The organism is Spirosoma foliorum (assembly GCF_014117325.1).
Taxonomy (GTDB): domain Bacteria; phylum Bacteroidota; class Bacteroidia; order Cytophagales; family Spirosomataceae; genus Spirosoma; species Spirosoma foliorum.
In genome coordinates this window covers 4,575,982-4,590,498 of the sequence record NZ_CP059732.1, presented here as the reverse complement: position 1 = coordinate 4,590,498, position 14,517 = coordinate 4,575,982, and the positions used below count along the sequence as shown (strand labels likewise).

The 14,517-nt window shown below is 47.4% G+C and carries 11 protein-coding genes and 1 tRNA gene; 8 read left to right on the top strand and 4 right to left on the bottom strand.

Annotated features, from left to right (window positions below; genetic code table 11):
* Window positions 1-20 precede the first annotated feature (20 nt).
* From H3H32_RS19530 to H3H32_RS19515, 4 genes are read left to right on the top strand one after another with little or no spacing between them, the layout of a single operon-like run.
* A complete protein-coding gene (locus tag H3H32_RS19530; RefSeq protein WP_182457314.1) occupies window positions 21-1,202 on the top strand; it encodes a DUF4249 domain-containing protein in 1,182 nt (393 codons plus the stop codon).
* 20 nt (window positions 1,203-1,222) lie between these two features.
* Window positions 1,223-2,542, top strand: a complete 1,320-nt coding sequence (locus tag H3H32_RS19525; protein WP_182457312.1) for a DUF4249 domain-containing protein — start codon at window positions 1,223-1,225, stop codon at window positions 2,540-2,542.
* A gap of 21 nt (window positions 2,543-2,563) precedes the next feature.
* On the top strand, window positions 2,564-3,898 hold the full coding sequence (locus H3H32_RS19520; RefSeq protein ID WP_182457310.1) for a DUF4249 domain-containing protein: 1,335 nt from the start codon (window positions 2,564-2,566) through the stop codon (window positions 3,896-3,898).
* Between the two features lie 18 nt (window positions 3,899-3,916).
* Entirely contained in the window at window positions 3,917-5,188 is a 1,272-nt protein-coding gene (locus H3H32_RS19515) for a DUF4249 domain-containing protein (RefSeq protein WP_240543417.1), read from the top strand.
* A gap of 65 nt (window positions 5,189-5,253) precedes the next feature.
* On the opposite strand, the gene H3H32_RS19510 is transcribed toward H3H32_RS19515, so the two are convergent.
* From H3H32_RS19510 to H3H32_RS19495, 4 genes are all read right to left on the bottom strand, one after another.
* Entirely contained in the window at window positions 5,254-6,315 is a 1,062-nt protein-coding gene (locus H3H32_RS19510) for an NAD-dependent epimerase/dehydratase family protein (protein WP_182457308.1), read from the bottom strand.
* Window positions 6,316-6,400: 85 nt separating this feature from the next.
* Window positions 6,401-8,344: a KUP/HAK/KT family potassium transporter gene (locus tag H3H32_RS19505; protein ID WP_182457307.1), complete on the bottom strand. Its 1,944-nt coding sequence runs from the start codon at window positions 8,342-8,344 to the stop codon at window positions 6,401-6,403.
* Window positions 8,345-8,789: 445 nt separating this feature from the next.
* Window positions 8,790-8,934: transfer RNA gene (locus H3H32_RS19500), tRNA-OTHER, on the bottom strand.
* Between the two features lie 396 nt (window positions 8,935-9,330).
* On the bottom strand, window positions 9,331-10,860 hold the full coding sequence (locus H3H32_RS19495) for a TROVE domain-containing protein (protein ID WP_182457305.1): 1,530 nt from the start codon (window positions 10,858-10,860) through the stop codon (window positions 9,331-9,333).
* A 349-nt stretch (window positions 10,861-11,209) separates the two neighbouring features.
* Here H3H32_RS19495 and H3H32_RS19490 point away from each other — a divergent pair, with 349 nt between their 5' ends.
* The 4 genes from H3H32_RS19490 (at window position 11,210) to H3H32_RS19475 (ending at window position 14,514) form a co-directional block, all read left to right on the top strand.
* Window positions 11,210-11,983 (top strand): FHA domain-containing protein, encoded by a 774-nt coding sequence (locus H3H32_RS19490; RefSeq protein WP_182457303.1) that lies wholly within the window; start codon window positions 11,210-11,212, stop codon window positions 11,981-11,983.
* 156 nt (window positions 11,984-12,139) lie between these two features.
* Window positions 12,140-13,096 (top strand): hypothetical protein, encoded by a 957-nt coding sequence (locus H3H32_RS19485; protein WP_182457301.1) that lies wholly within the window; start codon window positions 12,140-12,142, stop codon window positions 13,094-13,096.
* 5 nt (window positions 13,097-13,101) lie between these two features.
* Window positions 13,102-13,704 carry an FHA domain-containing protein gene (locus H3H32_RS19480; RefSeq protein ID WP_182457299.1) on the top strand — a complete coding sequence of 201 codons (603 nt, stop codon included), beginning with the start codon at window positions 13,102-13,104 and terminating at the stop codon, window positions 13,702-13,704.
* Window positions 13,705-13,707: 3 nt separating this feature from the next.
* A complete protein-coding gene (locus H3H32_RS19475; protein ID WP_182457298.1) occupies window positions 13,708-14,514 on the top strand; it encodes a PP2C family protein-serine/threonine phosphatase in 807 nt (268 codons plus the stop codon).
* Window positions 14,515-14,517 lie beyond the last annotated feature (3 nt).

The window sequence follows — 14,517 nt, the reverse complement described above, 5'->3', positions numbered from 1 at the left end:
GTGAACAAAATGCCCTCGTTATGAATGTCTTTGTTTCATCACTTCGTCGGTTTTTTCTGTTGACCAGTTGGCTTCTTCTGTTCATCGTAGTTTCCTGCGTTGACTCAGTCGAAACAACGGTAAACAGCTCACTCAATGTCATCATTGTCGACGGGACGATTACCGATTTAGCCGAGCAACAGGTTATTCGGCTCAGTCGCTCGCAGGCTGATCGGCTTACAGGGCGGCCGGGTTCTGTACCCGTTACCAAAGCGACTGTAATGGTAGTGGTTGACTCATCGACCCTTATTTCCTGCCATGAAACCGAGGACGGGAGCTATCAGCTACCCAGCGATTTTAAAGGCCAGGTTGGCCATGCCTATCAGCTTCGGTTTGCGTTGAGTGATGATACGAAGTATGAATCGACCACCGAAGTGTTGCAACCCGTTGCGCCAATTACGCAGGTTCGCGCCCAGTTTAATGAACGTAGCCTGAGTTCAACACAGCGATTGAATAACGTGTATACGGCGGCTCATGATTTTTACGTAGATTTTACTGACCCGGCCGATCAAACCAATTATTACCGGTGGGAATGGAAAGATTGGGAGCATCAGGAGTGGTGCCGGAGTTGCCGAGATGGCCGATACCAAATCACAAATGATCAGGGTAAGTTGATCGAAGATTGCGTTAATGAGCAGTTTTCCTATCCGAACTTCGACTACAATTGCCGGACCCAGTGTTGGGAAATTATTTATAGTAACGACCTGACGGTATTCGATGATCGGTACACCAATGGGAATGCCGTTAAAGCACTGAGGGTGGCTCAGGTTCCTCTTTATTCAAAAGAGCATTGCCTGGTCGAGATTCGGCAGACTTCATTGACAAAACAGGCTTATACCTATTTCAACCAGTTAAATGAGCAAACCAAAAATTCAGGTGGTGTGGCTGGCGCTCAGCCCGCTCTGTTGATAGGGAATATTTATAACGTAATCAAGAAGAATGAGCCCGTAGTGGGCTACTTCAGCGCGTCGAGTGTGTCGGCGGTGCGGCACTGGTTAAACCGGAATGATGCTACTGGTTTTACACCGGGTTTATTTCAGGCGCTTAATGGGCACGATCCGGTTAATGAACCGAGTTATTATGGCCGTTATCGTCCGCCCCTGGCCGTATGTGTGTCCAGTGAGACGCGAACACCGGTCAAACCAATAGGCTGGCAGGATTGAGACAGGTTAACACGCCCATTATGATTCACACTCATTCATCGTTTCAACCGTTTATTGTGTTGCTGGGCTGGTTTCTGCTAGTCATGGTACCACTGGCTTGCGTTGATCCGGAGAATATCCTCCTGCGTGGTACGAATGATATTCTGGTTGTGGATGGTATGCTTACAGACTTGGCTGAACCTCAGATAATCAAAATCAATCGCTCAAAGGCTGATCCGCTCACGGGTCGATTCGGCACAACGCCTATTACCAAGGCAACGGTAGAAGTCGTCATGGATTCGACGGTCGTTATTGCCTGCCATGAAACCGTAGACGGTAGCTACCAACTACCCAGCGATTTTAAAGGGCAAATTGGCCATGCCTATCAATTACGGTTTACGCTCAGCGACGGCACTCACTATCAATCGACGCAACAAGTGATGCTGGCTGTTCCGCCGATTAATCGAATTTACACTCGGTTTAACCCATCTAGCCTGACGAGTACAGAGTTAGGCGGCTATACGGCGGCTCATGATTTTTATCTCGACACACAGGACCCCGCTAACGAACGCAATTACTACCGCTGGGACTGGAAGCAGTGGGAAAAACAGGACTGGTGCCGTACGTGCCAAAATGGAGTTTACTCAATAAACAATGTCATTAAACACTACTCGCCGGGTGGTATTCGGTACTGGTCTGCTGGGGACTCTTTGTTTGAAGACTGTTTTTATCCGCCTTTTGAGCCCGGTCAGCCAGTCATTGACCGTCCTTTCGTCTATGACTATCAATGTCGTACTCAGTGTTGGGCCATTTTTTACAGTTATAATCTAAACGTCTTTGCCGATGACTATACCAATGGAAAATTACTGGCTGGTCAGAAGGTGGCCCAAATTCCCTACTATCAACATGCCCCTTGTCTAGTCGAAATTCGGCAGGCTGCTCTCGATCCGGCTGCTTATCAATATTATAAACAGCTTCAGGATCAGACACAGAAAACGGGTGGCCTGACGGATACGCCCCCGGCTGCTCTGGCGGGGAACGTCCACAATCTAGCCAATAATCAAGAAGGGATAGTCGGTTATTTCACTGCCTCTGCTGTAGCAGCTACACGTTATTGGCTGGATCGGAAAGATACTACTGTTTTACCCTTAGGTGCTACTGACCCCAGTGGGTATTCTGGTCTGGTGGGCGCTGAATTATTTTTTGCTATTAATAAACGCCAGCCTAAACCAGAGCCTTCGCCACCCACTGTTCCTGAAATACAAATCTTTGAAAATCCACTACATCCCCGACCGTACACCGCCATTTGTGAATCAAAGGAAAGCCAAACGCCAGCTAAGCCAGTAGGCTGGCGAGATTGAGACACACTAAAAATGCTCGTTATGATTCACACTCGTTCATCGTTTCAACCGTTTTTCGGGTTGCTGGGCTGGTTTCTGCTGGTCACGGTACCACTGGCGTGCGTTGACCCGGAGGATATTACATTGCGCGGAACGGTCGATATTATTGTTGTAGACGGAGCGATTACCAACCTGGCCGAAGAACAGATTATCCGACTCAATCGCTCAAAATCAGATCCATTGACAGGCCGATTTGGTACCCGCCCCATCACCAAAGCAACGGTTGAAATAATGGTTGACTCATCTCAGATCGTGCCCTGTCATGAGACGGTCGATGGGAGTTATCAGCTACCCAGCGATTTTAAAGGGCAGATTGGCCATGCGTATCAATTGAGATTCACGCTGAGTGATGGTACGCAATATGTGTCTAATCAACAGGTAATTCAGTCTGTGCCTGCCATTGACAAGGTTACGGCTCAGTTTAACCCGAAAAGCATTTTTCCGCCGATAAATGCATCATTTACATCGGGACACGACTTTTCCGTTGATTTCATGGATCCGGCCCAGACGCGCAACTACTACCGCTGGGACTGGAAACTCTGGGAAAAACAGGAGTGGTGCCGATCCTGCTATCAGGGTGTCTATGCGATCTATGGAGATATCACACCAGTTTTATACTTTACGCCTGATCCGCCCAATTACTTTTATGTCTACATATCGGGCAATACCCAGTTGCTGGAAGACTGTTATTACGAGCTTGCACCGCCCGTTCCTTCCAAAAGAAATCCAGTACCCGGCTATACGTATGACTACAGTTGCCGAACTCAGTGTTGGGAGATAATTTATAGTCACGATCTCAACCTCTTCGATGATCAGTACACGAATGGCGGCTTGCTAGTCAACAAAAAAGTAGCGCAGATTCCTTTCTATGACCACAATCCCGGCCTGGTTGAAATTCGCCAAAGCTCACTAACGCCCGATGCCTACCGATACTTTAAATTGTTTCAGCAACAGACCCAGAATACGGGCAGCCTGGCTGATACGCCCCCGTCGGCTTTAGCGGGCAATGTTCACAATCTGGCTAATAATCACGAAGCTGTGGTAGGTTATTTCTCGGTCTCAGCCGTCGCTACGAAACGTTATTGGCTCGATCGGAAAGATGCCTCTGGCTTGTCATTAGGCAATACCGGAGGCTACTCCAGTTTACCGGGTGCCGAGTTATTTTTTGCTCTGAATCTGCGTCAACCTCAACCCGAACCTTCCTTGCCGGGAGCACCCGTGCTTCAATTGTTTAACGCTCCTCCTCGCCCGCCAACGGCCATCTGTGTGCCCAGCGATAGTAAAACGCCTTATAAACCAGAGGGTTGGCAGAATTAAATGAATTGAGATAATGCCATGATGACTACATTCTTTTCAAGGATACGCTTGTTGGCCACGTTGCTAAGCCTGTTTTTACTGATCGTGATCCCATTGGCCTGCGTCGATCCCGAAGATCTTTCCTTATTTGGTACGGTAGATGTACTGGTTGTGGATGGCACGATCAATAATTTGGCTGAACCTCAGGAGATTTTACTGAATCGCTCCAAAGCAGATCGGCTCACCGGACGATTCGGTAGCCTGCCCATTACAAAAGCATTAGTTGAAGTCGTGGTCGACTCAGCGCAAGTAATTGCCTGCCATGAAACGGTGGCTGGCACCTACCAGCTACCCGGCGATTTTAGAGGGCAGATCGGCCATGCTTATCAACTCAGGATTACCCTGAGTGATGGAACACACTACCTGTCGACCCAACAAATCATGCAGTCCGTACCGCCTATTGACGCCATAAAAGCCCAATTCAACCCGACGGGTCTGACTACCAAAGTGAATGGTATTTACCCCGCTGCTCATGATATATCAATCGATTTTAAAGACCCCGCCGATCAACATAATTACTACCGTTGGGACTGGAAATTATGGGAGAAACAGGATTGGTGTAAGTCCTGTGTTCAGGGGGAATATGCGCAATACAACATAGTAGGTAAAGGGGTTGGTACAAACTGTTATGTAGGTGGTAACCAGCTTTATGAGGATTGTTTTTCGCCACCCGAAATCACAATGCCGGAATACAATTATGGCGGACAGAATCTATATTTTGTATACGATTATAACTGCCGGACTCAGTGCTGGGAAATCCTATATAGTCATGCGATCGATGTATTCGATGATAAGTTTAGTAATGGAGGGACTATGACAGGACGCCGGGTTGCCCAGATTCCTTTTTATCAGAAAGAGGGGTGTCTGGTTGAAATTCGGCAATTAGCACTAACCGCCGATGCCTACCGATTCTTTTTGTTATTTCAACAACAGACGCAAAACACGGGTGGTCTGACCGACACGCCCCCGTCGGCCCTTGTTGGGAACGTTCGCAACATAGCGAATGCCAGAGAAAAAGTTGTTGGGTATTTCACCGCAGCGGCAGCTTCCGCAAAACGTTACTGGATTGATCGCAAAGACGCTACTGGCACATACCCCGGGTTGTTCTATGCACAGAATGGCCGCCCGCCTATTCCAGAACCCGATGCGGCTAAATTTTGCATTGCTCCCTTGCCCTTGCGCCCTCCTAAAGCGCTCTGCGTTCCCAGCAACACAAAAACCCCATTTAAACCGGATGGCTGGCAAGAATAATCCACAAAAAAGCCCCCGATTCTGGTATGAATCAGGGGCGATAAAGTCTTGCCAAAAGGGGACAACTACTTCAAAATAGGCTCCAGAGCGGCTCGGTTTTCGTTGAGCCAGTCGTGAATATCACTCACAATCTCGCGAACACCAAGTTGGGGTTTCCATCCGGTCAGTTTCGTGACATTAGTGTTGTCCGTAATGTAAAGGCGAATATCGGCGGCTCGGTTTTCGGGCACTTCGGTGATAGGGATGGTTTTGCCGGTTACTTCCTGACAGATTTTGGTCAGTTCCTGCAACGACGCGCTGCTTTCTATACCACCGCCCGCGTTAAGGATTTCGCCGTTTACTTTATCCAGATTGTGTAATTCCCAGTCAATCAGGCGGTAAAGATCGGCGATGTGGAGCATGTCGCGAGTTTGCTTGCCCGTGCCACCATAGCCAATATACGAGAGTTTCTGCTCGAAATAGTGCTTGGCAATCCAGAGAACCATAACGCCCTGATCGACCTTGCCCATTTGCCAGGGACCAGTAATAACACCACAGCGGTTAATTACCGTTTTCAAGCCGTAAAACTCATTATATTCCTGAATCAACAGTTCCGACGCCAGCTTGGTAGTGCCATAAAGAGACCGGGCCCCTGTGAGCGGGAAATCTTCGGCGATACCCTTCGAGGAAACACCCGGAACAGGCTGAGCGTCAGTGAGAACAAAACGTGTATCGGCTTCCTCGAAATTAAGGGTTTCGATGGTTTTGATCGGGTAAACGCGACTGGTCGACAGGAAAATAAAATTGGACTTATGCTTCAGCGCGTAGTTCAGGCAATTGACTGTACCAAACAGGTTGGTGTTAATGAGGTAATCGGGCGTTCCATCCAGACCAGCCAGTACCGATGGTTCGGCAGAGGCTTCAATTACCGTGTCGATAGCGGGTAGGGAATCGAAATCTTCTTTATTTCGGATGTCGCCGTGAATAAATTCGATACCTGCCGCTTTTAGCCTAGCCAAACTTAGTTCAGATCCCCGTCGTTTAAGATTATCGAGTGCAAAGATCTGATAGTCAGGATAATTCTGTTTGAGTGAAATAGCGAGCGATGAGCCAACAAATCCGGCCCCGCCGGTAATTAATAATTTCATAGTTGTAGAGTTGTAAAGTTATAGAGTTGTAGAGTTTTGGCGCCAGCTAACTTTATAACTGTATGACTCTACAACTCTATAACTTCTAAGATGTGATGCGTTTTAGTTGGATGTTTTCGACTGGGCGAATGACTAGGGGGACTTTTTCAATTTTAACTGAGCTACTATCTAAGCCAAACCAACGGTCTTCAGGGGTAGTAAAGCTCTTAATGCTGAAATAGATGCTCATGATCAGGCGCTCGGTAGTGGGAAGCTCGTTCTCAAACGACAGGAATTTTTCCAAAACCACAAACCGGAAATCGCCGATAACATTCTGACGACTAAGGGATTCGTAGCGGCTCGTGATATCCACTTCTTTGTTTTTTACCATATCTTCAATCACCTTACGGAAGAACAGATTAATGCGCTGTTCAACCCGGAAACCTAATTTAAAGGTCACTTTATAGGCGTCGTCGGGAGCAATGGTGTTCACTTTATATTCCATCGTATATGGATCATCGGTCGTATCGACATGCACAAACCAATAAATGTCCGCGCGTTTAGGGCGTTTCTGGAAAATCGAGTAAATAATTTTCGACTCGATTTCCGATTGCCGGGCCGCATTGCTCATGAAGACAATGTGCGTGGCATATTTCGGAATACTAATATCGCGGCTGAGTTCTTTGATGGCCTGAGTATACTGGTCGATTCGGACGTATTCGGTTAAGCGAAGTTTGATCTGGAAGGCTCTTAACCAGACGATCATAACGAAGGCCATGACCCCCGCAATCAGGATAGATACCCAGCCTCCGTGGGTAAATTTGGCCAGGTTAGCTACTAGAAAGCAGCTTTCTATGGCTAGATAGAATACGAGAAAAAAGGCGACAAACCAGGCATTGTATTTATGTGAATACATGTAGTAGCTAAACAGGATCGTACTCATCATCATCGTCAGGGTAATGGCTAACCCGTAAGCCGCTTCCATCCGCGACGATTCCTGAAAGTAAAGTACCACACCGATACAACCAGCGAAAAGCAGCCAGTTGATACTAGGCACATAAAGCTGACCTTTTTGATTGGAAGGATACCGCAGCCGGACTTTAGGCCAGAAATTAAGCCGAATTGCTTCGCTAATGAGGGTAAAAGCACCTGTCAGCATGGCCTGACTGGCGATAACCGTCGCGGCTGTAGCCACGCAAATCCCGATGATCAGAAACCATTCGGGCATAAGGGAATAGAAAGGATTCTGCTCGCCTAACTTCTGTCCAACCAAACTTTCGACGAACGCCCCCTGGCCGAAATAATTGAGCATCAGGCAGGTTTTCACATAAGCCCAGCTAACACGAATATTGGCCCGGCCACAGTGGCCCATGTCGGAATAAAGGGCTTCTGCTCCCGTTGTCGATAGGAAAACGGCTCCCAATAACCAGAATGCTCCCGGCGTTTTTGTCAGAAAATTGACTCCATACATGGGGTTCAGTGATGTCAGAATGGTCGGATCGTCAACGATGTGGATAAGACCCAGAACGCCAAGCATCGTAAACCAAACCAGCATGATTGGACCAAATGCTGTTCCTACAACGCTAGTCCCAAATGTTTGTATCAGGAACAGAAAAGCCAGAATGCCGATAACAATAGGGACAGTTGGAATATGTGGGTACAAAATTCGTAACCCTTCTACGGCCGACGAAACAGAAATAGGCGGGGTAATAATACTGTCGGCCAGGAGCGAGCTACCACCTATAATAGCCGGGATTGTAAGCCACTTGGCATGACGGCGCACCAGTGCGTATAAAGCGAAAATGCCACCTTCCCCCCGGTTATCGGCCCGGAGAATCAAGATGACATATTTAAAGGTGGTTTGTAGAGTTACCGTCCAGAATATACAGGAAAGAGCACCACGAACAGTATCGGACCGAATCGGTTCTGTGGTACCAACAACTGAACGCAGAACGTACAAGGGCGATGTGCCAATATCGCCGTAGATGATACCCATTGCTACCAGAAGGCCAGCAGCCGTAACGGTATCTAAATGCTTTTTGTCTTCCATAAATTAGGCCTGCGCCTTCTGCTGTACAAGCGGGTAAAAACCGGGCAAAGATAACCTATGTTTAGATTCGTTAATCGCGCTTTAATCGAAAGTTCCCCATTTGCTAAAAACAGTCTAAATGGGCTTTAGATTGAAAATAGCTTATAGATTAAAGAAAACCATAGCGTCCAAGTTACCGTATGTACTGTGGCCGTTCTAGAACTGGCCGGGTTTTGTTTAATTAGGTGGGTTCAGTAGATGGTTCGCAATCTTAGCGGACCATCTCTTTTTTTGCCCAAAAGTGAAGGCTATATCGATTGCACCAGAGATTCTGAATAAGAAACCCATCTGAAGTCACATCATTTCAGAATGTAGCTTCGGATGGGTTTCAATACGAACAGTAAGGCGACAGGCGATAAGAGTACGTTTGGTGCTCTAACCACTGAGCTACATCAGTGTATAAAAACACTGATGGCCGGATTCGAACCGGCGACCGCCAGAATCACAGTCGAAGTAACTCTAGTCTACGGCACTTACTGAAATTTTAATTAAACTAACAAGGCAACAAGCGATAAGAGTACGTGTAGGTATTCTACCAACTGAACTACAGTAGACATTGTCTAATGACTGGATTCGAACCAGTGACCTCCTGCGTGGAAGGCGAACCGGGACGCCGGAGCGTTAACTCTAATCTACGGCACTTGTTAGATTATATGCAGGGCAATTAGTGAATAGAGAATATTGCTGGGATTCGAACCCAGACTTTTCCTTGCGGACTTTCAACCAATCGAAGTAACCCTAGTCTACGGCACCTGCAAAATCATAAAAACAGGAGTAACAAGCGGAACGGGAAATGGGGCATTGCTAGCCGGATTCGAACCGGATGGCCTCATTTCAGTAAGAAATCTCGCCATTCCTCCCCTTCATGGCGCGAAGTAACCCGTACCTACGACATCCTGTTTTTGTAAACCTATAAGGTCTCAAAGACCTTATAGGTTTTACTTATCTCAAAGCGCAATCTGTTGAATCGTGCTTAGCGTTGTTTGACCTTCTTCAAGGGCCTGTAATACGTCGAACACTTTGTCTGACCAGCCAGCAATCAGAAAAACGTCGTTTTTTTCAACACGTAAAGGTACGTTTCCGTAACCCGCCAGGTCGAATAGATACAATCGGGCGTCGGGAAACAGGCGTTTATACTGCATCCATTTGGCCGATAAGGTATTGGCCGACTGATTGTTACCAGTGTTACTGTCCCATAATTGGGTATCCGTAAACAACATGACTTTGTCGGCTTTATACCGTTTCTGAATTAGGTCGTTGATTACCAGATACCCGTTGGTTGAATAGCCCACTTCGCCTTCGCGACGGTAAAATTCATCCATGTTGGCCAGTATGCTTCGGGCTGGTAAAGCGATCGTTTTCCAGCGGTCGCCGAACATCCCACTTAACACGTTTCGACATTTAGCCTGTAACAACATGCCTAATAACAGACCAATATCATACAAAAGCACCTTGCTGTTGGGCGAAATAGGTTTTTGCATCGACCCCGATACATCGCAGGCAACCACTACGCTGGTTTGAGAATCAAAGCCTCGTAAGTTAGCCACACTGGCGTAAATGGCATCTTCGAGGGCTTCGAGCACAAGGGGCACATGGCCAAGCGGCAGAGCTTTCAATTCCCGGTAAGCCGACAAAAAGCGAAATGGCAACTGTTTGGCGTTTCGAACGGCTTTCGGATTGGACAGCAATTCGCAAACTTGTTCGACATGTGCTCCGCTAATGCCCGCTACGAGCATATTGCGCAGGTTCCGTAATGTGGCCATATAACCAAGGCGTCCGCTGGTAATCAGTTCCTCCCATTTTGCGCGAATCGCGGCTGCTTTCTCGGCTTCGGTTGCAAACTTGATTTGACCTACTGCACTCAACTCGGTTTCCCAGGTGTAGGGCGTGCTTAAAGTGCCGTTGACAATCTTATCGAAAACCGCTTGCTGGGTTTCTGTCTTAGCTTTAGGGTGAACTAGAAACAAGGCATCCCGAAGTTTGACAGCCGTATTTCGCTCGTACTTGGCGAACTGGTATTCGTCGAATTTATTGAACGCAGTTGCCAATCCTTTCTGCATCTGTTTCGAGATGCGGTTAAGTTTCTTGGCTCCCGTGCGCTGGTTCGTGCGTTGGTAATAGGCCAATAATTCCGTGATTTCATCCGGGCGCTGTACGGCTCGACCAACGGCATTGCCAACTAGATTATCGCCATTATGAACCTTTGCCAATTCGCCCAACAAAACAACCGGTGCCGAGCGTAGGTACATTTGTTCCCGAACATATACGGCTAGTTTTGCCACAAAAACTGGGTTGGCTTCACTGACAAGCGCCTGAATTCGCTCTAACCGCTGATCAGCTTTCTCGTAATAAGAATCGTTCAACATCGTCGTAACCACGGCGGAGTACAATTCCATTTCCGGCGTCAGCGTATACGCGTTAGCTCCCTCATGGTTGACGGTTTTGGTTGCGGTGTTACTAAAGATGTTGAATTTCATGATCGTCGGTGTTTTTATGAACTTGACGATACAAAGGTTTATACCACCTGCGCAGCCTTTTTGCGTAGATGGAAGTTTTTTTAACTTTTTTTGAAAAAAGTTTTAGGTTCTTGCTTAATGAAGCAGTTTGGATTGCTTTGTTCGGCGTAGTCAATACTACGCTCAACCAGGGAATTAACGAACTGCACCGGATTGGAACTCTGTGACTATGAAAAACAAATATTTTGATGCTAAAATGATAATAATTAGTTGTGAAGTTGTCGAAAAAGAAATAGTCGGAGACATCTAGGTTAAGCTTGTTTCATTCGATAAATTGCAGTCCCTATAGTATCTACACACCAGACCTTTCATGATTGTCTCCACGAATGACGGCCAGTTTGACCAACTGATCGACGACTTAAGTCGATTGCCGACCTATACGATCGGGCGGGCGACAACAAATTCAATCGTTGTCGCCAATGGAAAAATAAGTGGACAGCATGCCCGACTCATTCAGTGTACGCCTACCTGCTTTATCTTCGAAGATCTGTCCAGTAAAAACGGCTCGTTTGTCAATGAGGTGCGGATCGCACGTAAGGTTGTCGACAAACAGGATACGCTTCGATTGGCTGATACAACGTTCGATATTGATACGCTTCTGGCGCTACTGAAAGCTGAGCCCGTTAAAGCCGAGAAACCAGTTCCGCCAGTCAGTATAACGCCTAAGCTCCTTTCCGAAGTAGAATCGAATTCACTGAATTTTACGGAGGAATTCGCCGATCTGAAACAGGTCTATGAGCAATATCCCAAACTGCGAAAGGATTGCCGGAATCGCGAGAAAATGATTCGGACGGGTAGTGTTATTCTATCCTCCATCGTCAGTATTAGTGCTGTAGTATCGACGGGAGGAGCTGCACTACCTTTGTTGCATGTCTTGTCGGGAGCGGGTTTGAGTGTCCTTATTCCTACACTGTGCTCCACCTTGTTATCGACTGAAGAGAAGCTGGAAGTCATTGATAAAGAGTATCGGGAGCGGTATCGTTGCCCCAATCCGGCCTGTCGTGATCCCTTTGGTACACGCGAATGGGAGCTTCTTGCCCAGCAGAAAACCTGTCGTCGTTGCCAGGCGATTTGGGTTCAATAAAAAAACTTTCTATTTCTGACTTACCTTTTTTCGAGCTGTCCTATTAACTGCAAAATAGAACGCTGATTCGTCTGATTTTAAGAATAGGTATGATTTTCTCCTCAATCCTAAAAATCAGCGTTCTATTGATTCTTAACTGATTATCAAGTAGCCACCATGTCACAACTTTCCGAGCAAACCGATTTATCAACCGATTCATATACGATGGATTCTTCCGCTTCTATCCCCACCAAATCAAGCTTGACCATGGATAAAAAGAAAATGCTGGGCATTTCGGCCGCGACTTTATTACTAGGAGGCTCGGCCTGGGCTATCAGCCAAAAAATTGTAGGACACAAGGAACCTGCTGCCGAAAATGGGTCAACTTCCTCTGACGCTACAGCTAGTATGACTTTGCCCGCTGATATTGATGTTGCTGGAAAAACGACTGATAGCATGACGTTTGAACAGGCGTTCGAAACTGCTCGCGAAGAAGTGGGTATGGGGGGCGTGTTTAGCTGGCATGGGCATTGGTACAATACGTTTGAGAAAGAAGAATGGAGTGATCTTTCGTTGACGCAACGTCAGGAATATACCGAAATGATTACGGGTGAGCACCTGCCCGTAAAACCATATGCGCAACCAGTAACTCATATACCCGGTACAACTACAACGCAAGAACCGACTTCTGAACCGACTATCATTGAAGGCCACCTAAACGGCCAGCGAATAATGGGACTCGACTTTGATCATGATGGTATTATCGACACAATGGTTTTGGATGGTGCCGATGGCAATACGTATCGGGTAGTCGACGCCACTGGCGATGATGGCTTAGATACTATTTATCGCTATGATTCGCTGGATGGCGAATTAACAGCAGCCGTTCGTTTAGACCACCCAATAGTCTTGAGTAACGACCAGTTCAATCAGGGCCTGGAAGAAAGTATGTCGAAAGAAATCGTCGATTCAATTCTTGAACCTGAGCCGCCGACATCAACTGTATTAGTAGCATCGCATGAAGCGGCCGATCTGGATGAGCCAACAACTAACCACGAAACCCACGCGGCTGATACATACGACGATGATGATACCTATATCAACGACGGTAATGTTCAGGATATGGACGAGTAGGAGATATGAGTGGATTTAAAACAACGCTTATTAATTGCCAGCAGTGTGGCCGGCGCATTATGGTTCGTGCCGTCGATACCGAACGTGGATCAATTGTGTGTTCGCACGTGGGTTGTGGAGCTGTTAATGTATTGCAAAAGCCGTTTCATTACGACGAATCTATTGTTCTGGGCCTTCCCTCGTTTGGGCAATTGACGTACCTGGGTACTCCTGAAACAACGTACAGATTGCAGTTTGGCAGTAATGTCATCGGTACATCCGATGCCTGTACAGTTCAGGTTGCCCGCTTTGTTCATAATGGCCGGTGTTTCATCAGTCGTCGGCATTGTACGCTGACTGTTGTATTTGACAAATGGACGGGTCAATTGCGCTACCAACTTCAGGATGGCGCTGTGGATGCGACGACACAGCTGAACCAATCCAGCCTGAATGGCACACAACTTAACGGAGTCCCTCTACTGAAAACTGAACTGATCGACGTTAGCGATGAGGGAATTATCACGTTGGGTGGCGTAGATCGGTTTCGCCTGGCGCACTATACGATCCCATCAACGATGCTCGATACCTATAAAATCGAACTGGATTTCAACCCTGACCGAACTCAGTAAACTATGCAGATTCAGCCAGCTTTGCCCATTGCCTTTTCGCACATTGGCCAACGGACGATCAATCAGGATGCAGTATATCCGGCTGTGACGATGGCGACCGAGCAGACGCAGCTTTTTATTGTGTGTGATGGCATGGGCGGGGCCGATAAGGGCGAGATTGCCAGCCAGTTACTTTGTGATGCGCTGATCGGCTATTCTGCCTCGATGAATGAGCCCATTTTTGATAGGGTTCATATACAAGCGGCTCTCGATCTGGCTTATACGGCCTATGACGATTATCTGAAGCAGCACCCGTTGGTTAGCCGTATGGGGTCAACGCTGGCCCTCTTGCAGTTTCATGAGCAGGGAGCAACGGTAATCCACATTGGCGACAGCCGTGTGTATCAGATTCGGGCAGGGAAGGTTATGTTTCAGACGCAGGATCATCGGCAGGTAAACGACATGGTGGAGGCTGGTATCATCACGGCTGCTCAGGCCCTTACGCACCCCTGGCGCAATCGCCTGAGTCGGGCGGTGGTGGCAAGTGCTGCGGATAAAGACGGGCAGGCTATCCGGCCTATACCCGAGATAACGCTCTTAACAGATGTTTGGGCGGGCGATTATTTTTTCATGTGTACAGATGGCGTACTGGAAAAAATCGATGCCTATGTGCTGGCAACACTACTCGTCAGTGACATGCCCGATCAGGCTAAAATCGGGTCGTTACAGGCCCTGTGCGATGGACATACTAAAGATAACTACTCAGGCTATTTGATAGGAATCAGTCAGGTGACTCACGCCGAGCCCGTTCAATCCGTGAATGCCTTCTAAAGC

Bases quoted from the DNA above. Each gene is read 5' to 3' on its own strand.
- H3H32_RS19505 (WP_182457307.1), bottom strand. From the start codon at position 8,344: ATGGAAGACAAAAAGCATTTAGATACCGTTACGGCTGCTGGCCTTCTG.
- H3H32_RS19525 (WP_182457312.1), top strand. From the start codon at position 1,223: ATGATTCACACTCATTCATCGTTTCAACCGTTTATTGTGTTGCTGGGC.
- H3H32_RS19485 (WP_182457301.1), top strand. From the start codon at position 12,140: ATGTCACAACTTTCCGAGCAAACCGATTTATCAACCGATTCATATACG.
- H3H32_RS19520 (WP_182457310.1), top strand. From the start codon at position 2,564: ATGATTCACACTCGTTCATCGTTTCAACCGTTTTTCGGGTTGCTGGGC.
- H3H32_RS19475 (WP_182457298.1), top strand. From the start codon at position 13,708: ATGCAGATTCAGCCAGCTTTGCCCATTGCCTTTTCGCACATTGGCCAA.
- H3H32_RS19490 (WP_182457303.1), top strand. From the start codon at position 11,210: ATGATTGTCTCCACGAATGACGGCCAGTTTGACCAACTGATCGACGAC.
- H3H32_RS19495 (WP_182457305.1), bottom strand. From the start codon at position 10,860: ATGAAATTCAACATCTTTAGTAACACCGCAACCAAAACCGTCAACCAT.
- H3H32_RS19515 (WP_240543417.1), top strand. From the start codon at position 3,917: ATGATGACTACATTCTTTTCAAGGATACGCTTGTTGGCCACGTTGCTA.
- H3H32_RS19480 (WP_182457299.1), top strand. From the start codon at position 13,102: ATGAGTGGATTTAAAACAACGCTTATTAATTGCCAGCAGTGTGGCCGG.
- H3H32_RS19530 (WP_182457314.1), top strand. From the start codon at position 21: ATGAATGTCTTTGTTTCATCACTTCGTCGGTTTTTTCTGTTGACCAGT.
- H3H32_RS19510 (WP_182457308.1), bottom strand. From the start codon at position 6,315: ATGAAATTATTAATTACCGGCGGGGCCGGATTTGTTGGCTCATCGCTC.